Origin of the sequence: Aeromonas sp. s4, assembly GCF_040907855.1 — a bacterium.
In the GTDB taxonomy this organism is placed as follows: Bacteria; Pseudomonadota; Gammaproteobacteria; order Enterobacterales; family Aeromonadaceae; genus Aeromonas; species Aeromonas caviae.
The window spans coordinates 51,694-72,792 of sequence record NZ_JBFOCP010000026.1 but is presented as its reverse complement, the minus strand read 5'-3'; the positions used below and the strand labels follow the sequence as shown (position 1 = coordinate 72,792).

Here is a 21,099-nt window from a genome sequence, read left to right as displayed (position 1 = left end):
ACCTGAAAATATATAGAGGACTGAATATGTCTGTTATCAAGATGACCGACCTGGATCTGGCGGGCAAACGCGTTCTGATCCGTGCTGACCTGAACGTGCCGGTAAAAGACGGCAAGGTCACTTCCGATGCACGTATCGTTGCGACTCTGCCGACCATCAAGCTGGCTCTGGAAAAGGGCGCCAAGCTGATGATCACCTCCCACCTGGGTCGTCCGACCGAGGGTGAATACAACGAAGAATTCTCCCTGGCTCCGGTTGTCAACTATCTGAAAGACGCACTGTCCTGCCCGGTTCGTCTGGCCAAAGACTACCTGGATGGCGTAGACGTCGCCGCCGGTGAGCTGGTTGTGCTGGAAAACTGCCGCTTCAACAAAGGCGAGAAGAAGAACACCGAAGAGCTGGCCAAAAAATACGCCGCCCTGTGTGACGTCTTTGTAATGGATGCGTTCGGTACTGCTCACCGCGCCGAAGGTTCTACCTACGGTGTGGCCCAGTTCGCGCCGGTTGCCTGTGCAGGCCCCCTGCTGGCCGGTGAACTGGAAGCCCTGGGCAAAGCCATGTTGAAGCCCGAGCGCCCCATGGTTGCCATCGTGGGCGGCTCCAAGGTCTCCACCAAGCTGACCGTACTCGAATCCCTCTCCAAGATCGCTGACCAGCTGGTGGTCGGTGGTGGCATCGCCAACACCTTCATCGCTGCTGCCGGTCACAACGTCGGCAAGTCCCTGTGCGAGCACGATCTGATCGACACCGCCAAGAAACTGGCTGCCGAAACCAACATTCCGGTGACCACCGACGTGGTTGTGGGTAGCGAATTCTCCGAATCCACCCCGGCCACCATCAAGTCCGTGTCCGACGTGACTGACGGCGACATGATCTTCGACATCGGTCCGGATTCCGCCAAGGCCCTGGCCGACATCATCATGAACGCCAAGACCATCCTGTGGAACGGCCCGGTCGGCGTGTTCGAGTTCGACCAGTTCGCCAAGGGTACCGAAGTGATCGCTCGCGCCATCGCTGAATCCCCGGCCTTCTCCATCGCTGGCGGTGGTGACACCCTGGCTGCCATCGACAAGTTCGGCATCGCCGACAAGGTCTCCTACATCTCCACCGGCGGCGGCGCCTTCCTGGAGTTCGTAGAAGGCAAGGTACTGCCGGCTGTCGCGATTCTCGAAGAGCGCGCCAAAGCCTAATTGACCCGGGACGGGGGGCAAAAGCCTCCCGTTTCGTTTATCATGTGGCCGCTGTGCCGGTTCATGATGAACCCCCCACTTTTTATTAACGGCATACGAGACAGGACGATTAAACATGTCTAAGAAAATTTTCGACTTCGTAAAACCCGGCGTGATCACTGGTGATGACGTTCAGAAAGTGTTCGCCATCGCCAAGGAAAACGGCTTCGCTCTGCCGGCCGTCAACTGCGTCGGTACCGACTCCGTGAACGCCGTGCTGGAAGCTGCTGCCAAAGTCAAAGCCCCGGTTATCGTACAGTTCTCCAACGGTGGTGCCGTGTTCACCGCCGGCAAGGGTCTGAAGCTGGAAGGCCAGCAAGCTGCCATCCTGGGTGCCATCTCCGGTGCCAAGCACGTGCACGCCGTTGCCGAAGCCTACGGTGTTCCTGTGATCCTGCACACCGACCACGCCGCCAAGAAGCTGCTGCCGTGGATCGACGGTCTGCTGGATGCCGGTGAGAAGCACTTTGCCGAAACCGGCAAGCCGCTGTTCTCCTCCCACATGCTGGATCTGTCCGAAGAGTCTCTGGAAGAGAACATCGACATCTGCTGCGAGTACCTGACCCGCATGGCCAAGATGAACATGACTCTGGAGCTGGAACTGGGCTGCACCGGCGGTGAAGAAGACGGCGTGGACAACAGCCACCTGGACCAATCCTCCCTGTACACCCAGCCGGAAGACGTGGCCTACGCCTACGAGCGTCTGTCCAAGATCAGCCCGCGCTTCACCATCGCTGCCTCCTTCGGCAACGTGCACGGTGTGTACAAGCCGGGTAACGTCAAGCTGACTCCGAAGATCCTGGACAACTCCCAGAAGTACGTCTCCGAGAAGTTCGGTCTGCCTGCCAAGTCCCTGGACTTCGTGTTCCACGGTGGTTCCGGCTCTACCCTGGAAGAGATCCGCGAATCCATCTCCTACGGCGTGGTGAAGATGAACATCGACACCGACACCCAGTGGGCGACCTGGGAAGGCGTGCTGAACTTCTACAAATCCAACGAAGCCTACCTGCAAGGCCAGCTGGGCAACCCGGAAGGTGCCGACAAGCCGAACAAGAAGTTCTACGATCCGCGCGTATGGCTGCGTGCCGGTCAGACTTCCATGATCGCGCGTCTGGAGAAGGCCTTCTCCGACCTGAACGCCATCGACGTACTGTAATTCGCAGCACCTTGATTGCATGAAAAGGCGCCCTTCGGGGCGCTTTTTGCATTTCTGTGATCCTGACGGGCTGGATTGGGGATGGGGGGCTGGGTATTATCGATGACACCCGTTTAATTTAGTAAACGAATGCAACCAGGCAGGATGCTGAGCATGCAGACAGGAAGACAGGGACATCAGGAACACACGGCCTCCTATTACGCGGCCACTCGCAACGACCATCGGCAGTGGCCCGAGCTCAGTGGTGAGCTGGATGCGGACGTCTGCGTCATCGGTGGCGGTTTCACCGGCCTCAACACCGCCATCAATCTGGCCGATGCCGGTTACAAGGTGGTGCTGCTGGAGGCCAACCGCATCGGCTGGGGGGCGTCGGGGCGCAACGGCGGCCAGCTGATCCGCGGCATCGGTCACGATACCAGCCAGTTCGCCCGCTGGATTGGCGAGGCGGGCGTGCGGGAGCTGGATCTGATGGGGATCGAAGCGGTGCAGCTGGTGCGCGAGCGGGTCGAGCGTTTCAATATCGAGTGCGATCTGACCTGGGGCTATTGCGATCTCGCCACCAAGGCGCGTCACCTGAAGGGGTTCGAGGAGGATGCCGAGCACCTGGCGAGCCTGGGTTATCGGCACGCACTGAAAATGGTGGCGCGGGAGGAGATGCACACCGTGGTCGGGTCGGATCGCTATATCGGCGGGATGATCGACATGGGCTCCGGTCACCTGCATCCTCTCAACCTTGCCCTCGGCGAAGCGCGTGCGGCAGCCAGTCTCGGGGTCTCCCTGTTCGAACACTCAAGGGTGACCCACATCGATTACGGCGAGCGTGTCGAGGTGACCACGGCTCACGGCCGGGTCAGCGCGGACTACCTGGTAATCGGCTGCAACGCTTACCTGGGCGACCTCCAGCCCGATCTCGGGGGCAAGGTGCTGCCGGCGGGCTCCTACATTCTCGCCACCCAGGTGCTGGAGAAGCGCCTGCGCCAGCGCTTGCTGCCACAGAACATGGCGGTGTGCGATCAGAACGTGGCGCTCGACTACTATCGGTTGTCGGCGGACGGTCGCCTGCTGTTTGGCGGGGCCTGCAACTACTCGGGCCGTGACCCCCGCGACATCAAGGCCTTCATGCTGCCCAAGCTGCTGCGGGTCTTCCCCGAGCTCGCGGGTACCGCCATCGAGTTCCAGTGGGGGGGCATGATAGGCATAGGCGCCAACCGGCTGCCCCAGATAGGCCGCCTCGAGCAGCATCCCAACGTCTTCTATGCCCAGGCCTATTCGGGCCATGGCCTCAATGCCACCCACATGGCGGGCAAGCTGGTGGCGGAGGCGATCAAGGGGGAGAGCCGGGGCTTCGATCTCTTCAGCCGCGTCCCCCACATGACCTTCCCGGGTGGCCCGGCGCTGCGCTCTCCGTTGCTGGCGCTCGGGATGCTCTGGTATCGGCTGAAGGATCTGCTCTAGGGGGAGGGGGGCTCGGGATTATCCCTGCTGCGTCGCGTCTGGCTCGGCCAGGCGCCAGCCCTGCTCCGTCTTCATCATCCAGACCTGGGTCTCCTGCGCCAGGGCCTGGCCTGCCTCGAAGTCGCCATATTTGCGCTCGAGCTCCATCAGCCCCATCTCCTGCTGGAAGGGGCCGACCCTGTCATAGACAAGATCCTCGTCGTGCAGCACCTGCAACTGATCCAGTCCCTGCTTGAAGTGGAGCTGGTAGCTCACCTTGACCAGATAGACCCCCTCCATCCGCTCCTCCTTGCCGAGCACGGCGAAGTCGCGGATGTCGAACAGGTCAGCATCTGTGCCCGCCTGCAACCTGGCGGTGACCTGGCTCTGGATGGTCTCTTCACCGGGACCTGCGTTGCAGCCATAAAGCCAGAGGGCCAGCAGGGGGATGAACCACTTTTTCATCAAAACTCCGGACGAACGAGACGGGAAAGGGCAAATTCTGCCACGGCGTCGGTCATATACAAGGGATTGCCTGAAAAATGGCGGTCAAACCGGGGGCCCACACGGTTGCACGGGCCACCCGGTATCAGCGCAGCTTGTCCAGCTGGCCGAGAAATTCGACAGGCCCCATGAAGCCGGTCACCCGCTGGCCGTGCACCTCGTTGCCATCGCGATCGAAGAAGATGAGGGTCGGCAATCCCAGCACGTTGAGGCCGTTGAGCAGATCCACGTCGGCGTCGTCGTTGGCGGTGACGTCCGCCTGCAGCAGCACCATCTCGCTGAAGCGCGCCTGCACATCGGGGTCGCTGAAGGTCTTGTGCTCGAACTCCTTGCAGGCCACGCACCAGTCGGCGTAGAGATCCAGCAGCACCGGCTTCCCGCGGGCGGCGGCAAGCTGCACCTTGAGATCGTCCAGGGTCTTGATGCGGATGAAGCGGGGGGCCTGGGTCTGGGAGGCGGCATTGGCCCTCTCGGGTGGCAGCAGCAGATCCTTGCCCACCACCACAAGGCCCATCATCCCCAGCAGCAGGACGAAGCCGCCGAGGCTCTTGCCCACCGAATGGGCGCGATGCTGGTTGTGGTGATAGAGATAACCGCACAGCACCAGCCCCCAGCCGAGCCAGAGCAGGGTGGACATCTGGTCGCTCAGGAGCCTTGAGAGCAGCAGGATGGGTACCGCCAGCAGCGCAAAGCCAAAGAGTTGCTTGATCACATCCATCCAGGCGCCGGCCCTGGGCAGCAGCTTGCCGCCAGAGGTGCCGAGCAAGAGCAGCGGCAGCCCCATGCCCAGGGAGAGGGCATAGAGGGCCGCACCGCCGAGCCAGAGATCGCCACTCTGGGCCACGTAGATAAGCGCCCCCGAGAGCGGCGCCGTGGTGCAGGGGGAGCAGACCAGTCCCGAGATCATGCCCATGATGGTGACGCCGGCCACGGATCCGCCCTGCTGGCGGTTGGAGAAGCCCGAGAGACGGGTTTGCAGGCTGCTCGGGAGTTGCAGGGTGTAGAGCCCGAACATGGAGAGGGCGAGCAGCACGAACATCACCGAGAGGCCGATGAGCACATAGGGGTGCTGAAGGGCCGCCTGGAATTGCAGGCCCGCCGAGGCGACGACGAGCCCGAGCAGGGTATAGGTGACCGCCATCCCCTGCACATAGACGAAGGAGAGCAGGAAGGCGCGACGGGTGGAGAGGCGATGCCCGGCCCCGGCGATGATCCCGGTCAGGATGGGATACATGGGGAAGACGCAGGGGGTGAAGGCGAGGCCGAGACCCAGGGCGAAGAAGGCGGCGACGCTGATCCAGAACCCCTGTCTGCCGAGGGCGGCCGCCAGCCTGTCCTGCTGGCTGCCCGGCACGTCTGTGCCCTGAAGGCTGGCCGCCGCTTCCGCCCGGGCGGGGGCGGCGAGGGGCTCGACGGCGATCCGCTTGTCGGTCGGTGGGTAGCAGAGTCCCTCGGTGCAGCCCTGGTAACTCAGGGTGAGGCTGGCCGCGTCCCCGACCCGGGTCAGCGCCACGGGGATCTGCACCTCCTGGTAATAGATTCGGCTCTTGCCGAAGAAGTCATCCTCGTGCTCGGTACCGGGGGGCAGGACGGGCTCGTCAAAGGCGAGGTTCTCTCCCTTCACACGGATGCTGTGGCGATAGAGGTAGTAGCCGTCGGCGATGCGTATCCGGAGCAGCAGCCGATCACCCTGTTGTTCGCTCTCGAGGGCGAAGGCCTGATCCACCTTGAGGAATCTGGGCTGGGTCTCGATGCCGAGGCTGCCGAGCAGATCCTGGCTGCTGGCCCGGGCGGGGGCCGTCGTCAGGACGCAGAGCAGGCCCAGCAGCATCAGCAGGAAGGAGAGGGGGCGAGAGGCGGTCATGAGGTCTCCTGTGTCAACCAGTCGAGATAGGCAGGGTGGCCCTGGCTTGCCGGAAGCGCCAGGATCTCCGGTACCTCGTAGGGATGGTGGGCGAGAATGCACTGGCGCAGGGGTTCGAACAGAGCGGCCCGACTCTTGATGACGAGCTGGATCTCCCGGGTTCGCTCCGTCTTGCCCTGCCAGCGATAGACGGAGGTGACCCCGGGCAGCTGGTTGATGCAGGCGGCGAGGCGCTGGTCGAGCAGCTGCTCGCAGAGGCGGTCTGCACTGGTCTCGTCGGGGCAGGTGCAGAGCACCAGAATGGCATCGGTCATAGGGATGGACGGTCTCGGCAACGGGGCGCACGGGCCCCCTGGATCAGCCGTTACTATACCGGGCCGGGGGGCAAATAGCACCCGGCCCCCCGCACCCGGAATAAGTCATGCGCCCGAGATGGACGCTGTGAAAAGGACAGGGCAGAATGAGCGGGCTTGTTCCAATTCTACGTAAGGAAATGTATGACCCAACAGAATGAGCAGCAGAGAAACCGCATGTTGAGCCTGTTGCGTGAAGGGGAGCGCCGCATGCTGGTGCAACTGGCCGGTCTGCTGCGTACCAGTGTCGACGAGATCAATGCGGAGCTGGAAAAAGAGGAGCTGTTGTCGGCGTTGGAGCAACCCATCACGGTGGAGTACCTCAACGGCGTGGTGCAGCATCATCTGTTCGAGCGCCTGCACAAGGGGGACATGGTGGCGGCCCAGCGCATGCTGAACCAGTACCAGAGCGACCTCGAAGCCATGATGCGCCAGGAAACCAGGCAGGACGATACCCCGCCGGAAGAGGTCAAGGCCCAGGCCTGACCCCACGAGGCCCTCTTCAGCACCATCATGCCATCGCATGATGGTGCCTCGCCCTTACCCCTCGAATCGCTTATCCCAGTGCCTTCTGCACCTGTCCCATGGGAATGGGGAACACCTTGTCGTAACTCCAGTTGTAGACGAAGGCATAGACCAGGTAGAAGAGCACGAAGCCCATATCCAGTACCAGCGCCTCCAGCAGGCCGATGTCGAGCCACCAGGACATCACCGGCAGAGCCACGATCAGCAGGCCCCCCTCGAACCCCAGGGTGTGCAGCACCCGCTGCCACAGCGCCTTGTGGGTGTGGCCCTGATAGCGCAGCAGCAGCTTGTCCACCCCGATGTTGTAGACATAGTTCCAGACGGTGGCGACCACCGAGAAGAACAGGGCCAGGGGGCCCATGTGGTTGAGCCCGGCGCCGGTCACCCAGCTGGCCAGCGGGGCGGCGATCAGCAGGCCAATCAATTCGAAGCCGATGGCGTGGCGCAGGCGGTCACGGGTCGTACGCATGGTCTGTCTCTCTCTTTGGTCAGGGAATGGCGGCAATGTATCGCCAAAACCAGATAGATTCACGTTGGTATCTATCGCTAAAATAGATAGATGTGACGACACAACAGCACGGCGGAGCAGGCTCATGACCCCTTCACTGGAACACTTCAAGGCATTGCTGGCGACGGCCGAGACCGGGTCGTTCTCGGCGGCTGCGCGCAGGCTGGGCAAGGCCCAGTCGGTGGTGAGTGCCGCCATCGCCAACCTGGAGATCGATCTCGGCCTTGCGTTGTTCGATCGCAGCGGCCGCTATCCCGTGCTGACCGAGGCGGGTGCCCGCATCTGTCAGGAGGCAGGGGTGCTGCTGGCCCAGAGCGAGCGACTGCAGGCCATCGCCGGCGAGCTGGCCAACGGCGTCGAGTCGCGCCTCACCCTGGCCATCGACGATGACTCCCACCTGCCCTGGCTTGGCTCCCTGCTGGAGGAGTTCGCCAGCCGTTACCCGGCGGTGGAGCTGGAGCTGCTGTTCCCGCTGATGGAGGACGTGACCGAGCTGCTCAAGAGCGGCCGTGCCCAGCTCGGCATCAGCTATCAAAAGGCGCACCCCGAGCGGGAGCTGGTCTCCCGCTCCCTGGGGGCGGTCACCATGCCCCTGGTGGTCTCTCCGGATCACCCCCTGGCTCACAAGACGCCGTTGAAGGAGAGCGACCTGCAAGGGGCTCGCCAGTTGATGGTGACCGGACGGCGGGAGGGGACGGAGCGCCATCGCTTCCGCCTCTCGGCGCAAGTGTGGTGGGTGGAGGGGGATCTCGGGATCCTGGAGCTGGTGAAACTGGGGCTGGGATGGGCGGCGGTGCCCGAGTTTCTGCTGCACCGGCCCCTGGCGCGGGGGGAGCTGGTGGTGCTCAAGCCGGACTTCATCGCCGAGGCGGAACTGGCGCTGGAGTTGCAGTGGTATCGCGCCCGCCCGCTCGGGCAGGCGGGGCGCTGGTTGCAGGAGGCACTGCTGGCGCGGGTGCCTCGCTAGGGGGATTCAGTCGATCAACGCATAGGGCAGGGGTTGCAGACCGAGGCTGGAGCCTTCTTCCAGCTTGAGGCGGAAGCGGGCGTCGGCCTCGGTGTCCTTGGGCAGCACGGCGGTGATCCACACCTGACCCTGCTGCTGCCAGGCGTTGAGCACCAGACCGCTGCGGCGCCAGTTGTCACCGAGCTGGATCTCCAGGGTGTCACCGCTGGCTACCTGCGTTGCGGCAGTGCCGCTCAGCACGAAGAGGGCGCGGTTGTTGGCGCCGCGATACTTGGCGCGCGCCACCGTCTCCTGCCCCATGTAGCAGCCCTTGTTGAAGCTGATGCCATCAAGGGCTTGCAGGTTCAGCATCTGGGGGATGTATTCCCCCTGATGGACCGCTTCCAGATGAGGGAGACCGGCTTTGATTTCCAGCCCCCACCAGAGTCCTTCGTCGCCCACCGGCAGGTTCAGGGCCAGCGGGGATGTGCTCGCCAGCAGCCAGCGGTCCGCCTCCACCCTGACTGCCATGCCGCCCTCCACCAGGCCGGTGCCGGTCAGCGCGAAGTGCTGTGCCATCCAGTCGTCCGTCCCCTGACCGGCCAGTCCGGTCAGGCTGCCCTGAAACTCGCCGATCTCGACCTTGGCAAAGATCGCAAACTTCTTGAGCTCCGGCAGCTGGCGGGCCAGCACCGAGGGCTTGGTCAGCATCAGCAGGCTGTCTTCCAGGCAGAGCAGGCGAAAATCGCTCCACAGCTTGCCCTTGGGATCGCAGTGGCCGCCGAGGGTGCTCTGGCCCGGTTGCAGGGCGTTGACGTCGCAGGTGACCTGACCTTGCAGATACTTGGCGCGATCCGGGCCGCCGAGGCGGGTGATGGCTAGATTGGTCAGGGAAAACAGGGTCGGCTCGGCAGGAAGAAGAGGGGTCGGCAGGCTCACGATGGGATTCCAGAGACAGAAAGTATGTGACCTGCATGGTAAAGACGTAAGGAATGTTTGTCAGCCGGAAAATCCTGCTGCTACCATTCCCCGGTCTTTGTAAGGAGAGTTCCATGTTGAACCCAAGTGAGAAGTCCCGCCTGAAGTGGGCCTGCCGTCGCGGCATGCTCGAGCTGGATGTGATCTTTATGCCCTTCTTTGAGCACGAGTTCGATGGCCTCGGCGAGGCCGAACAGCGCACCTTCATCCGCCTGCTGGAGTGCGAGGATCCCGAGCTGTTCCGCTGGTGCATGGGTCACGGCGTGCCCGAGGATCCCGCTTTTGCCGCCATGATCCCCCTGATCCTCGAGCGCAACCAGGCCCGCCACGACAGCCTGCGCTGAGCCCGACTCGCGACCGCCACCCCTCATGGCCAGCCTCGCGTCTTCCCAGCGGGTAGTGATGCCCGTGATCGCCTCCCGCCAGCAGCGTCTGCTGCTGTGCATCCTGTTTCTGTTGCTGCTCTTGCCCGTCGCCAGCCTGATCCAGGGCTGGCAATGGGGGCTGCTCCTCCCTGTCTGGGGGCTGAGTCTGTGGCGCGCGTTGCGCCGCCATCCGGCGGCGAGCGGCGTGCTCGTCTGGGATGGGGAGTGGCTCGAGTGGCAAGGGGCGCGCCATCGGCTGGATCCCCGCAGCCGCATCCTGCCCGGGGTGCTCTGGTTGCGGCTGAAGACGGTGGAGGGCTCCGAGGGGCAGCTCTGGCTCTTCTCCGATGCCCTGGCCCCTGCACACTACCGCGCCCTGGCCCGCGCCATTCACCTCGCTGTCCGCTAGGAGCGTCTCTCTACCTGCTACATCTGCCGCTCATAGCAGATGACCCCGCCTGGGCGGGGTCATCTGGGGGAGGGCATACGCCCGAATCGAACGCAACGGCCTTATTCCAGATCCGGCGTCATTCCCGATCCGGGGTCAGCACGGTTGGCTTGGAGTCCGGCTGCATGTCCGGATAATCCAGGTTGTAGTGCAAACCGCGAGACTCCTTGCGCTCCAGGGCGCAGTTGACGATGAGCTCGGCCACCTGCAACAGGTTGCGCAGCTCCAGCAGGTTGTTGGAGACCCGGAAGTTGGCGTAGTACTCCTGCACCTCCTGCTTGAGCAGATCGATGCGACGCTTGGCCCGGGCCAGGCGCTTGTTGGTGCGCACTATGCCCACGTAGTCCCACATCATCAGCCGCAGCTCGTGCCAGTTGTGCTGGATCACCACCTGCTCGTCCGAGTCATCCACCTGGCTCTCGTCCCAGGCCGGCAGGCTGGGGGGCGCCACGCTGGTGGGCAGCTTGGCCAGGATGTCGGCTCCCGCCTGGTGGGCATAGACCACGCATTCGAGCAGGGAGTTGGAGGCCATGCGATTGGCGCCGTGCAACCCGGTATAGGTCACCTCGCCGATGGCATAGAGGCCGGGGATGTCGGTCTGGCCGTTGTTGTCGATCATCACGCCGCCACAGGTGTAGTGGGCTGCCGGGACGATGGGCATCGCCTCCCTGGTGATGTCGATACCGACCGCGAGGCAGCGCTCATAAATGGTCGGGAAGTGCTTGATGATGAAATCCGCCGGCTTGTGGCTGATATCCAGATACATGCAATCCGCCCCGAGGCGCTTCATCTCATGGTCGATGGCGCGGGCGACGATGTCCCGCGGGGCCAGCTCGGCCCGCTCGTCAAACTCCGGCATGAAGCGGCTGCCGTCGGGACGGCGCAGGTAGGCCCCCTCGCCACGCAGCGCTTCGGTCAGCAGGAAGTTGGGGTCGTCCGGGTGGAACAGGCTGGTGGGGTGGAACTGGTTGAACTCCAGGTTCGCCACCCGGCAGCCGGCGCGCCATGCCATGGCGATGCCGTCGCCAGAGCTCACATCGGGGTTGGAGGTGTACTGGTATACCTTGGAGGCCCCGCCGGTGGCCAGCGCCACGAAGCGGGCGCGGATCACCTCGACCTGCTCGGCGTTGCGATTCCAGACATAGGCTCCCAGTACCTTGTTGCCCGGCAGACCCAGCTTGCGGGTGGTGATGAGATCGACCGCGTTGAAGCGCTCCATCAGCTGGATGTTGGGGTGGGCGCGCACCTGGTCGATCAGGGTGAGCTGCACCGCCTTGCCGGTGGCGTCGGCCGCGTGGAAGATGCGGCGATGGCTGTGGCCCCCTTCCCGGGTCAGGTGATAGTGCGATTCCCCCTCGGCATCCTCTTCCTGATCGAAGGGGACCCCTTGCTGAATGAGCCACTGGATGGAGTCGCGGGCGTTGCGGGCGGTGAACTCCACCACCGCCGGGTCGCACAACCCGGCGCCGGCGTTGAGCGTGTCGCTCACGTGGGATTCGATGCTGTCGGTCTCGTCGAACACGGCAGCGATGCCTCCTTGCGCATAGAGAGTGGCCCCCTCACTGATGGGCCCCTTGCTCAGAACCAGGACTTTGGCCTGGTCTGCCAATCGCAACGCGAGGGACAGACCGGCGGCACCGCTGCCAATGATGAGTACGTCGCAAAGGTATTCAACACTTGCTTTCATAAGTATCATTGGCCTGGATTAAGAACTGGCCCCATGGTAGCCCAAGGGGGGTTGTGATGCAGCCCGCATCACATTTTTTTCAATGCAAGCGAACTTTCCCTGATTCCTCCTGTCTGAACTTGTGCGCTTAGAAGGGGCCGGAAAAGAAAAACGATAACCTGATGGGGGTTTTACGGCTCTGATGAGCGACCAGAATCTACTGGACGAACAGCTGGTTGAACGGGTCCAGCGTGGCGATAAAAATGCATTCAACCTGTTGGTACGCAAGTACCAGCACAAGGTGGTCAACCTGGTGGCCAGGTATGTCAACAATCCGGGCGATGTACCGGATGTGGCGCAGGAGGCATTCATCAAGGCCTACCGTGCGTTGCCGACATTCCGTGGCGAGAGCGCGTTTTACACCTGGTTGTACCGGATCGCCGTCAACACGGCCAAAAACTACCTGACGTCACAGGGGCGTAGACCGCCCAGCAGTGATGTCGAAGCGGACGAGGCTGAATATTATGGTGGTGGTGAAGCCCTGCAAGAGGTGGCCACCCCGGAAAACCTGGCGCTGACCGACGAGATCAAGCGTACCGTGTTTACCGCCATAGAAGCCTTGCCAGAAGATTTGAGAACGGCGATCACCCTTCGTGAAATGGAAGGGCTGAGCTACGAGGAGATTGCGGAGATCATGGATTGTCCGGTGGGTACGGTGAGATCCCGCATCTTCCGGGCGAGGGAAGCAATCGATAAAAAGCTGCAACCTCTGATCGAGCATTAACTGGGGAAAGACAGGCAAACTTATGGCAAATAAAGAGCAACTTTCAGCCCTGATGGATGGCGACCTTAGCGAAATCGAGGTACTGAACGAGCTGGGAACGGATCCCGCTCTGCAGGATACCTGGTCGCGTTACCATCTGATCGGTGATGCCATGCGGGGTGACCTGCCGGTCAATCTGCAACTGGATCTCAGCGACAGCATCATGCTGGCGCTGGAGGATGAACCCGCCATACTGGCGCCCAAGCCGGCACAGCCTGCTGCGCCCCAGGTGCAGCCCGCCGGCAAGGTGATCCCCTTCGTTCGCCGCTTTGGCCAGCAAGTGGGGCAGTATGCCATTGCCGCCTCCGTGGCTGCCGCCGTCATCTTCGGCGTGCAGCAGTACCAGGGCAAGGATGGTGTTCCGACCAGTCCGGTGCTCAATACCATACCCGTGGGTGGCAGTGCTGCGCCGGTGAGCGTGCACTATCCCCAGGATGGCAGCCGGACCGGTGTGCGTCAGCAAGGTCTGAGCGAGCAGCAGATGCAGGAGCAGCGCGAGCGCATCAATGCCTTCCTGCGCGACCATCAACTGCAACAGCGTCTGCTGCAAGACAAGCAGATTCAGGAATAACGCATTTTTAGGGATCAGATCGTGCGCCAGTCCAGCCGTATCCTGCTGGCCTCTCTCCTGTTGATTTGTGCCAAGGCCTCGGCCGACGATCTGTCGGCCGAGGCCTTGTTGCAGCAGATGCAGAGTGCCGTTTCGCAACAAAACTTCGAATTGTCCATGGTCAAGGCCCGCCAGGGGCGCCTCGAGCCTATCCGTTTCAGCCACGGGATCATCGATGGCAAGGAGGTGGCTCACTTGAGCTATCTCGACGGCAAGGCCGTGGAGTTCCTGCAACGCCAGAACGAATACACCTTCTTCGAAAACACCCATGAACCCTACACCCTCAAGGGGGCGCGTTTCCCCGGGGTCTGGTCGAGCCTGGTGAGGATGCCGCTGCCCCGGGTGATGGAGAGCTATGACCCCGTGCTGGCGGGCCGCAGTCGGGTGGCCGGCCTGGTGGCACAAGTGGTACGGCTGGTGCCCAAGGAGGCGGACAAGTACGGCTTCGTGCTCTGGATTGACGAACAGAGCCATCTGCTGCTGCGGGTGGACATGGTGGATCGAGAGGGCAATCTGGTGGAGCAGGTGCTGGGGGTGGATCTGGACAGGCAATCTGCGCCGGCCCCCTGGCTGGTGACCCTGGCACGCAGCAAGCTGCCGGATGCGCTGGCGCTGGAAGATGCCTATCCCGCTCCCCAGCAGACCCTCAACTGGCACCTGACCTGGTTGCCCGATGGCTTCAAGGTGCTCTCTCAGGATCGGCATCAGCTGGTCAGCACCAGTCTGCCGGTGGATTACATGATGCTCTCCGACGGGCTGGTGGATCTCTCCGTCTACGTCTCCCGGGTCGATCCCAAGCAGGCGGTGCGCCAGCAGTTGATTCGCCAGGGGGCTACCTCGCTGGTGAGTTTCGTCAACGAGGTCGGGGTGGAGATCACCGTGGTGGGCGAGGTGCCCGCCGAAACCGCCAAGCGCATCGCCGAGGCAGTGCAGCCCCTGGCCCGCAACGAGGCGGTGCAGTGAGTCTTTGCCGTGAGACTTGCCCTGAGGGTGCCGCCGTGTTGAGATCCGGAGCATCCACCGCCCCCTGTGAGGAGTCATCAGGTGAGTAACATGAGTGAAGAGCTGGCCACAGTAGTGGCCATCGACGGCAATCACGCCTGGGTGGAGTGCGAGCGGCGATCCGCCTGCAGCGGTTGCCACCAACAATCCAGCTGCGGGACCGGCACCGTCGCCAAGGCCTTTCCCATGAAGGCGCAGCGGCTGCGGGTCGCCCTCACCTGCGATGTGGCGGTGGGCCAGCAGATCCGCCTGGGCATCCCTCAGGCCAGCATCCTGCGCGGTGCGGCTCTGGTGTACGTGCTGCCGCTCTTCTGTCTGCTGCTGGGCGCCCTGCTCGGCCAGCTCTGGCTGGTGCCGCTCTTGTCGGCGGGAGAGGGGGTGACCATCCTCTGCTGTCTGCTGGGCGGCGCCATCGGATTTTTACTGGTTCGTTACTTTTCTGACCGGCTCGAACAGGGGGAATACGGTCCCCGCATGCTCGGGGTGGTGCTCAATACCCGTCATCTCTCTTGAGGGGCCTGGTCTGGCGGAGGGCATCCAGGTGCCCAACGCCCGCCAGACAAGGCGCTATTTGTGGGGCCCGCCGACTAAAGATTGGCCGTCGACCGGGTTATCCAGTAAAATCCTGCCCTCATATCCGACCCTAACTTAATTTTGAGTGATTCTTGCTCGATGAAACACATTCGTAACTTTTCGATTATTGCGCACATCGACCACGGTAAGTCGACCCTGTCGGACCGTCTGATCCAGACTTGCGGCGGCCTGTCCGATCGCGAGATGCAGGCCCAGGTGCTGGACTCCATGGATCTGGAGCGCGAGCGCGGCATTACCATCAAGGCACAGAGTGTGACCCTGAACTACCAGGCACAAGACGGTAACACCTATCAGCTGAACTTTATCGACACCCCGGGCCACGTGGATTTCTCCTACGAGGTTTCTCGCTCCCTGGCTGCCTGTGAAGGGGCACTGCTGGTGGTGGATGCCGGTCAGGGGGTTGAGGCACAGACTCTGGCCAACTGCTACACCGCCATGGAAATGGAGCTGGAAGTGGTGCCGGTGCTGAACAAGATTGACCTGCCGGCCGCAGAGCCCGAGCGGGTTGCCGAGGAGATCGAGGACATCGTCGGCATCGACGCGGTGGACGCGGTGCGCTGCTCCGCCAAGACCGGCCTCGGTGTCGATCTGGTGCTGGAAGAGATCGTCGCCAAGATCCCGTCCCCGGAAGGGGATCCGGAGGCGCCGCTGCAGGCGCTGATCATCGACTCCTGGTTCGACTCCTACCTCGGGGTCGTGTCGCTCGTGCGGATCAAGAACGGTTCCCTGAAGAAGAACGACAAGATCAAGGTGATGAGCACCGGTCAGGTGTGGGGTGTGGATCGCATCGGTATCTTCACGCCGAAGCAGGTGGACACCGACGGCCTGGGTTGTGGCGAGGTAGGTTGGGTCGTCTGCGGCATCAAGGACATCCACGGTGCGCCGGTGGGGGATACCCTGACCCTGGCCAAGCACGGTGCCGAGAAGGCGCTGGCCGGCTTCAAGAAGGTGAAGCCCCAGGTCTATGCGGGCCTGTTCCCCATCTCCAGCGATGACTACGAGTCCTTCCGCGATGCGCTGGAGAAGCTCTCCCTCAACGATGCCTCCCTGTTCTACGAACCGGAGAGCTCCACGGCGCTGGGCTTCGGCTTCCGCTGCGGCTTCCTCGGGATGCTGCACATGGAGATCATCCAGGAGCGTCTGGAGCGTGAATACGATCTGGATCTCATCACCACCGCGCCGACCGTGGTCTACGAGATCGAGCTGAACGATGGCTCCACCATCCACATCGACAGCCCGGCCCAGATGCCCGCCATCAACAACATCAAGGAGATGCGCGAGCCCATCGCCGAGTGCCACATCCTGCTGCCGCAGGAGTACATGGGCAACGTCATCACCCTCTGCATCGAGAAGCGCGGCGTACAGACCAACATGGTCTACCACGGCAAGCAGGTGGCGCTGACCTACGAGATCCCGATGGCGGAAGTGGTGCTCGACTTCTTCGACCGTCTGAAGTCCACCAGTCGCGGCTACGCCTCCCTTGACTACGGCTTCAAGCGTTTCGAAACCTCCGACATGGTCCGTCTGGACATCATGATCAACGGCGAGCGGGTCGACGCCCTGGCCATCATCACCCACAAGGAGAACGCCCAGTATCGCGGTCGCCAGGTGGTGGAGAAGATGCGCGAGCTGATCCCGCGCCAGATGTTCGACATCGCCATCCAGGCCGCCATCGGCAACCAGATCATCGCCCGCAGCACCGTCAAGGCATTGCGTAAAGACGTCACCGCCAAGTGCTACGGTGGTGACGTGAGCCGGAAGAAGAAGCTGTTGAACAAGCAGAAAGAAGGCAAGAAGCGGATGAAGTCTCTGGGCCGTGTGGACGTGCCGCAAGAGGCCTTCCTCGCCATTCTCCACGTCGGAAAGGATTAATCGATGGCAAGCACCTTTTCCCTGATCCTCGTCGTCGTCACCCTGCTGACCGGCATTATCTGGACGCTCGACAAGCTGGTCTGGGCCAAGCAGCGGGCGGCCAAGATTGCCGCCGCCCGTGCCAATGCCGGTCCGGATGTGGACGAGAAGACACTGGCCAAGGTGGCCCCCATGCCGGTCTGGATCGAACAGACCGGCGGGGTTTTCCCGGTGATCGCGCTGGTGCTGATCCTGCGCTCCTTCATCTTCGAGCCGTTCCAGATCCCGTCCGGCTCCATGATGCCGACCCTGCTGGTGGGCGACTTCATCCTGGTGGAGAAGTTTGCCTACGGCCTCAAGGACCCGGTGACCAACACCAAGTTCCTCGAGACCGGTGAGCCGAAGCGCGGTGATGTGGTGGTCTTCAAGTATCCGCTGGATACCCGGGTGGACTACATCAAGCGGGTGGTCGGCATGCCCGGCGATCGGGTCATCTATCGCAACAAGGAGCTGATGATCCGGCCCAAGTGCGATGAGCAGGAAGGGAAAACGTGCCCCGGCTTCCAGAAGCTGGACGTCAAGTTCGAGCAGCGCGGCGAGTTCAGCCAGATGGGGATCCCGCTGGATCGCTACACCGAACAGCTGGGCGATGTCTCCCACGAGACCTTGCGCAACCCGCTGATGCCGGACCTGGTGGACCGCTACTATCGCCAGCCAGGCACCTACCCCGACGAGTGGGTGGTGCCGGAAGGCCACTATTTCGTGATGGGTGACAACCGCGACAACAGCACCGACAGCCGTTTCTGGGGTTTCGTGCCCGAGCAGAACCTGGTGGGCAAGGCGGTCGCCATCTGGATCAGTTTCGAATTCGAGCGCGAGGAAGGGTCCAGCTTGCCGAGCTGGGTGCCGACCGGTGTGCGCTTCAACCGCATTGGCGGAATCAAGTAAATGAATATCAAGATGAACAGACTGCAGTCCCGTCTCGGGCATGTCTTTCAGGATCCTGAGCTGCTGACCCGGGCACTGACCCATCGCAGCGCAGGGTCCCGTCACAACGAGCGCCTGGAATTTCTGGGGGACTCCATCCTGAGTCTGGTGATTGCCGATGACCTCTTCCACCGCTTCCCGCAGGCGGCGGAAGGGGATCTCAGCCGGATGCGCGCCACCCTGGTGCGCGAGAAGACGCTGGCCGAGCTGGGCCGGGAATTCGACCTCGGGGATCACCTTATCCTGGGGCCGGGGGAGCTGAAAAGCGGCGGCTTTCGCCGCGAGTCCATCCTGGCCGACACCGTCGAGGCGGTGATTGGCGCCATCTATCTGGACACGGATCTGGAGCGGGTGCGCAGCCTCCTGCTCGGCTGGTATGCCAGCCGCCTTGGCGAGATCAAGCCCGGGATCGAACAGAAGGATCCCAAGACCCGTCTGCAAGAGATCCTGCAGGGCAGCCGCAAATCCCTGCCGACCTACACGGTGACCAACGTCAAGGGCGAGGCCCACAACCAGGAGTTCACCGTCCAGTGCGAAGTGGATGGCCTGGATGGCCCGCTGGTCGGGATCGGCTCCAGCCGCCGCAAGGCCGAACAGGCCGCGGCGCAGCAAGCACTGGAACGGCTGTCATGAGCACCATGACGGATCCGGCACTGTGCGCTCTTTTCACTCCATCAGCATTGGGAACGCGGTCATGACAGATACCACCTATTGCGGCTTTGTCGCCATCGTGGGCCGCCCCAACGTGGGCAAGTCCACCCTGCTCAACAAGTTGCTCGGCCAGAAGGTCAGCATCACCTCGAAGAAGCCCCAGACTACCCGTCACCGGATCCTGGGGATCGACACCGAGGAGAACCATCAGACCATCTATGTGGATACCCCGGGTCTGCACATCGAGGAGAAGCGGGCCATCAACCGTCTGATGAACCGCGCCGCCACCAGTTCCCTGGGGGACGTGGCCATGGTGGTGTTCGTGGTGGACGGCACTCACTGGACCAAGGATGACGAGATGGTGCTGGGCAAGCTGCGCCACCTCAAGTGCCCCGTGGTGCTGGCGGTCAACAAGATCGACAACGTCAAGGAGAAAGAGGATCTGCTGCCGCACCTCGAGTGGCTGGGTCAGCAGATGAACTTTGCCCACATCCTGCCCATCAGCGCCGAGAAGGGCACCAACGTGGAGAAGATCCGCGAGTGGGCCAAGGATCTGCTGCCGGAGAACGTCCACTTCTTCCCGGAAGATTACGTGACCGACCGCTCTTCCCGCTTCATGGCCTCCGAGATCATCCGCGAGAAGCTGATGCGCTTCACCGGCGAGGAGCTGCCCTATTCGGTGACGGTGGAGATCGAGCGCTTCAAGGTGGAGGAGACCGGTCTCTACCACATCCACGGGCTCATCCTGGTGGAGCGCGAAGGCCAGAAAAAGATGGTCATCGGCAACAAGGGCGAGAAGATCAAGACCATCGGCACAGAGGCGCGCATCGACATGGAACGGCTGTTCCAGAACAAGGTGCATCTCGAGCTGTGGGTCAAGGTCAAGTCCGGCTGGGCCGACGACGAGCGGGCCCTGCGCAGCCTCGGGTATGGCGACGACTGATTGCTGACCCCGGCTTTCGTCATCCATAGTCGGCCCTATCGGGAGACCAGCCAGCTGGTCGAGGTCTTCACCCAGGATAGCGGTCGATTCACCCTGGTGGCTCGCGGTTCCCGCGGGCCACGCTCCTCTCTGAAGGGGCTGCTTCAGCCCTTCACCCTGCTCACCATTGCCTGGCGCGGCAAGGGGGATCTCAAGAACCTCACCCAGGTGGAGTGCCCGGATCACTCGTTGCGCCTCGGCGGGGATCGTCTCTTCTACGGCCTCTATCTCAACGAGCTGGTCTACTACCTGCTGGAAGCGCACACCCCCTTCCCCGAGGTGTTCGACGCCTATGCCCGTGCCATCATGGCACTGGCGGACGGAGAGACCCCGGAGCTGCCCCTGCGCCGCTTCGAGTTCCTGCTGCTGCAGGCCCTGGGCTACGCGGTGGACTTCGAATATGCCGCGGACGACGACTCCCCCATCGACCCCACCCTGCTCTACGGCTTCGAGCGGGAGCTCGGCTTTGTCGCTTGCGAGCGGGCGCCGGATCCCCGTACCCTGTTCCTCGGCGCCCACCTGCTGGCCTTCGCCGAGGGGCGTTTTGACACGCCTCCCTTGCTGCAGGCGGCCAAGCGTTTCAGCCGACTGGCGCTGCAGCCCTATCTCGGCAAGCGTCAACTGAAGAGCAGGGAGCTCTTTTTGAAGCGAAAAGGCAGTGTTTCAAGCTGATTTTTATTATCTGGTGATGTTTTGTGTTTATGACATCGCCTTTCATGAACAATAATGCTGTCGCCGCGACCAGAACCGGCCTGCGGCGGCACATGGACAGAGGAGCGGGCTCCACCCGCTCCGGCATTCACAGATGACCTGTATCAAGGAGTAAGCAATGAGCGAGATCTACCTGGGTGTGAACATCGACCATATCGCCACCCTGCGCAACGCCCGCGGCACCCAGTATCCGGATCCGGTACAGGCCGCCTTCGTGGCCGAGCAGGCCGGTGCCGATGGCATCACGGTCCACCTGCGGGAAGATCGCCGCCACATCACCGACCGGGACGTGGAGATCCTGCGCCAGACCATCCAGACCAGGATGAACCTGGAGATGGCGGTGACCGAGGAGATGATCGGCATCGCCTGCCGCATCAAGCCCCACTTCGTCTGCCTGGTGCCGGAGAAGCGCACCGAGGTGACCACCGAGGGTGGTCTGGACGTGGCGGGCCAGCTGGACAAGGTGACCGATGCGGTGACCCGCCTGGCCGCCGTGGGCGCCCAGGTGTCGCTCTTTATCGATGCGGATCCGCTGCAGATCGATGCGGCCGCCGCGAGCGGTGCTCCCTTCATCGAGATCCACACCGGCCGCTACGCCGATGCCACCACGGATGCCGAGCGCAACGCCGAGTTCAAGCGCATCGCCGCCGGTGCTTCCTACGCCGCTGGCAAGGGCTTGAAGGTCAATGCGGGCCACGGTCTGCACTACCACAACGTCAAGGCTATCGCCGCCATCCCCGAGCTCTATGAGCTCAACATCGGTCACGCCATCATCGGCCGCGCCGCCTTCGACGGTCTGGCCAAGGCGGTCAGCGACATGCGTGCGCTGATGCAGGAAGCCCGTCAGGGGATCTGATGCCGCTTCGCAGGTATCGCAACCACAAGGGACGCTTCGGCGTCCCTTGTGGTTTT

General features: G+C 62.7%; 23 protein-coding genes. 17 read left to right on the top strand and 6 right to left on the bottom strand.

Translation table 11 applies throughout. The features are described from left to right. The first annotated feature begins 26 nt into the window (after nt 1-26). The 3 genes from AB5Y89_RS07320 to AB5Y89_RS07310 all read left to right on the top strand — a co-directional run bounded on the left by AB5Y89_RS07320 (nt 27) and on the right by AB5Y89_RS07310 (nt 3,840). A complete protein-coding gene (locus AB5Y89_RS07320) occupies nt 27-1,190 on the top strand; it encodes a phosphoglycerate kinase (protein ID WP_216945047.1) in 1,164 nt (387 codons plus the stop codon). Between the two features lie 115 nt (nt 1,191-1,305). Next, entirely contained in the window at nt 1,306-2,385 is a 1,080-nt protein-coding gene (fbaA, locus tag AB5Y89_RS07315; protein WP_010675658.1) for a class II fructose-bisphosphate aldolase, read from the top strand. 153 nt (nt 2,386-2,538) lie between these two features. After that, on the top strand, nt 2,539-3,840 hold the full coding sequence (locus AB5Y89_RS07310; RefSeq protein ID WP_041213912.1) for an FAD-binding oxidoreductase: 1,302 nt from the start codon (nt 2,539-2,541) through the stop codon (nt 3,838-3,840). 18 nt (nt 3,841-3,858) lie between these two features. Here AB5Y89_RS07310 and AB5Y89_RS07305 read toward each other — a convergent pair whose 3' ends face one another. The 3 genes from AB5Y89_RS07305 to cutA form a co-directional block, all read right to left on the bottom strand. Further along, the gene (locus AB5Y89_RS07305) at nt 3,859-4,284 is read right to left on the bottom strand and encodes a hypothetical protein (protein ID WP_039040544.1); all 426 of its coding nucleotides are present in this window, start codon (nt 4,282-4,284) and stop codon (nt 3,859-3,861) included. Between the two features lie 124 nt (nt 4,285-4,408). Then, on the bottom strand, nt 4,409-6,187 hold the full coding sequence (locus AB5Y89_RS07300; protein WP_368223303.1) for a protein-disulfide reductase DsbD: 1,779 nt from the start codon (nt 6,185-6,187) through the stop codon (nt 4,409-4,411). Next, complete coding sequence (gene cutA, locus AB5Y89_RS07295) at nt 6,184-6,501, bottom strand: divalent-cation tolerance protein CutA (protein WP_010675653.1); 318 nt, start codon at nt 6,499-6,501, stop codon at nt 6,184-6,186. The genes AB5Y89_RS07300 and cutA overlap by 4 nt, the downstream gene beginning before the upstream one ends. A 183-nt stretch (nt 6,502-6,684) precedes the next feature. On the opposite strand from cutA, the gene AB5Y89_RS07290 reads away from it, so the two are divergent. Further along, nucleotides 6,685-7,026, top strand: coding sequence for a hypothetical protein (locus AB5Y89_RS07290; RefSeq protein ID WP_010675652.1), 342 nt, complete (start codon nt 6,685-6,687; stop codon nt 7,024-7,026). Between the two features lie 70 nt (nt 7,027-7,096). Here the strand turns inward: AB5Y89_RS07290 and AB5Y89_RS07285 are convergent, their stop codons facing one another. After that, nucleotides 7,097-7,534 carry a PACE efflux transporter gene (locus AB5Y89_RS07285; protein ID WP_368223301.1) on the bottom strand — a complete coding sequence of 146 codons (438 nt, stop codon included), beginning with the start codon at nt 7,532-7,534 and terminating at the stop codon, nt 7,097-7,099. A gap of 124 nt (nt 7,535-7,658) precedes the next feature. Here AB5Y89_RS07285 and AB5Y89_RS07280 point away from each other — a divergent pair, with 124 nt between their 5' ends. Continuing rightward, entirely contained in the window at nt 7,659-8,540 is an 882-nt protein-coding gene (locus AB5Y89_RS07280) for a LysR family transcriptional regulator (RefSeq protein ID WP_368223299.1), read from the top strand. A gap of 6 nt (nt 8,541-8,546) precedes the next feature. Here the strand turns inward: AB5Y89_RS07280 and ygfZ are convergent, their stop codons facing one another. Beyond that, nucleotides 8,547-9,458, bottom strand: coding sequence for a tRNA-modifying protein YgfZ (ygfZ, locus tag AB5Y89_RS07275; protein WP_214002952.1), 912 nt, complete (start codon nt 9,456-9,458; stop codon nt 8,547-8,549). 113 nt (nt 9,459-9,571) lie between these two features. Between ygfZ and AB5Y89_RS07270 the strand changes: the two genes are divergently transcribed. After that, a complete protein-coding gene (locus AB5Y89_RS07270; RefSeq protein ID WP_010675648.1) occupies nt 9,572-9,841 on the top strand; it encodes a succinate dehydrogenase assembly factor 2 in 270 nt (89 codons plus the stop codon). A 58-nt stretch (nt 9,842-9,899) separates the two neighbouring features. Beyond that, nucleotides 9,900-10,271 carry a protein YgfX gene (locus AB5Y89_RS07265; protein WP_368223383.1) on the top strand — a complete coding sequence of 124 codons (372 nt, stop codon included), beginning with the start codon at nt 9,900-9,902 and terminating at the stop codon, nt 10,269-10,271. A 118-nt stretch (nt 10,272-10,389) separates the two neighbouring features. On the opposite strand, the gene nadB is transcribed toward AB5Y89_RS07265, so the two are convergent. Then, nucleotides 10,390-11,997 carry an L-aspartate oxidase gene (gene nadB, locus AB5Y89_RS07260; protein ID WP_010675646.1) on the bottom strand — a complete coding sequence of 536 codons (1,608 nt, stop codon included), beginning with the start codon at nt 11,995-11,997 and terminating at the stop codon, nt 10,390-10,392. A 181-nt stretch (nt 11,998-12,178) separates the two neighbouring features. Between nadB and rpoE the strand changes: the two genes are divergently transcribed. The 10 genes from rpoE to pdxJ all read left to right on the top strand — a co-directional run bounded on the left by rpoE (nt 12,179) and on the right by pdxJ (nt 21,043). Beyond that, entirely contained in the window at nt 12,179-12,760 is a 582-nt protein-coding gene (gene rpoE, locus AB5Y89_RS07255; protein ID WP_010675645.1) for an RNA polymerase sigma factor RpoE, read from the top strand. A 22-nt stretch (nt 12,761-12,782) separates the two neighbouring features. Next, complete coding sequence (locus tag AB5Y89_RS07250; protein ID WP_041211670.1) at nt 12,783-13,370, top strand: sigma-E factor negative regulatory protein; 588 nt, start codon at nt 12,783-12,785, stop codon at nt 13,368-13,370. 21 nt (nt 13,371-13,391) lie between these two features. Beyond that, nucleotides 13,392-14,372 (top strand): MucB/RseB C-terminal domain-containing protein, encoded by a 981-nt coding sequence (locus AB5Y89_RS07245; RefSeq protein WP_010675643.1) that lies wholly within the window; start codon nt 13,392-13,394, stop codon nt 14,370-14,372. 90 nt (nt 14,373-14,462) lie between these two features. Continuing rightward, on the top strand, nt 14,463-14,924 hold the full coding sequence (locus tag AB5Y89_RS07240; protein ID WP_213320166.1) for a SoxR reducing system RseC family protein: 462 nt from the start codon (nt 14,463-14,465) through the stop codon (nt 14,922-14,924). A gap of 159 nt (nt 14,925-15,083) precedes the next feature. Continuing rightward, nucleotides 15,084-16,877 (top strand): translation elongation factor 4, encoded by a 1,794-nt coding sequence (gene lepA, locus AB5Y89_RS07235; protein ID WP_042016225.1) that lies wholly within the window; start codon nt 15,084-15,086, stop codon nt 16,875-16,877. A gap of 3 nt (nt 16,878-16,880) precedes the next feature. Continuing rightward, nucleotides 16,881-17,804, top strand: a complete 924-nt coding sequence (lepB, locus tag AB5Y89_RS07230) for a signal peptidase I (RefSeq protein ID WP_010675640.1) — start codon at nt 16,881-16,883, stop codon at nt 17,802-17,804. Further along, complete coding sequence (rnc, locus tag AB5Y89_RS07225; RefSeq protein ID WP_010675639.1) at nt 17,805-18,476, top strand: ribonuclease III; 672 nt, start codon at nt 17,805-17,807, stop codon at nt 18,474-18,476. It abuts the gene before it with no gap. A gap of 61 nt (nt 18,477-18,537) precedes the next feature. Further along, nucleotides 18,538-19,437, top strand: a complete 900-nt coding sequence (gene era / locus AB5Y89_RS07220) for a GTPase Era (protein ID WP_041211854.1) — start codon at nt 18,538-18,540, stop codon at nt 19,435-19,437. Beyond that, nucleotides 19,438-20,148 (top strand): DNA repair protein RecO, encoded by a 711-nt coding sequence (recO, locus tag AB5Y89_RS07215; protein ID WP_039040537.1) that lies wholly within the window; start codon nt 19,438-19,440, stop codon nt 20,146-20,148. It begins immediately after the preceding gene. Nucleotides 20,149-20,305: 157 nt separating this feature from the next. After that, complete coding sequence (pdxJ, locus tag AB5Y89_RS07210; RefSeq protein WP_010675636.1) at nt 20,306-21,043, top strand: pyridoxine 5'-phosphate synthase; 738 nt, start codon at nt 20,306-20,308, stop codon at nt 21,041-21,043. Nucleotides 21,044-21,099: the final 56 nt, after the last annotated feature.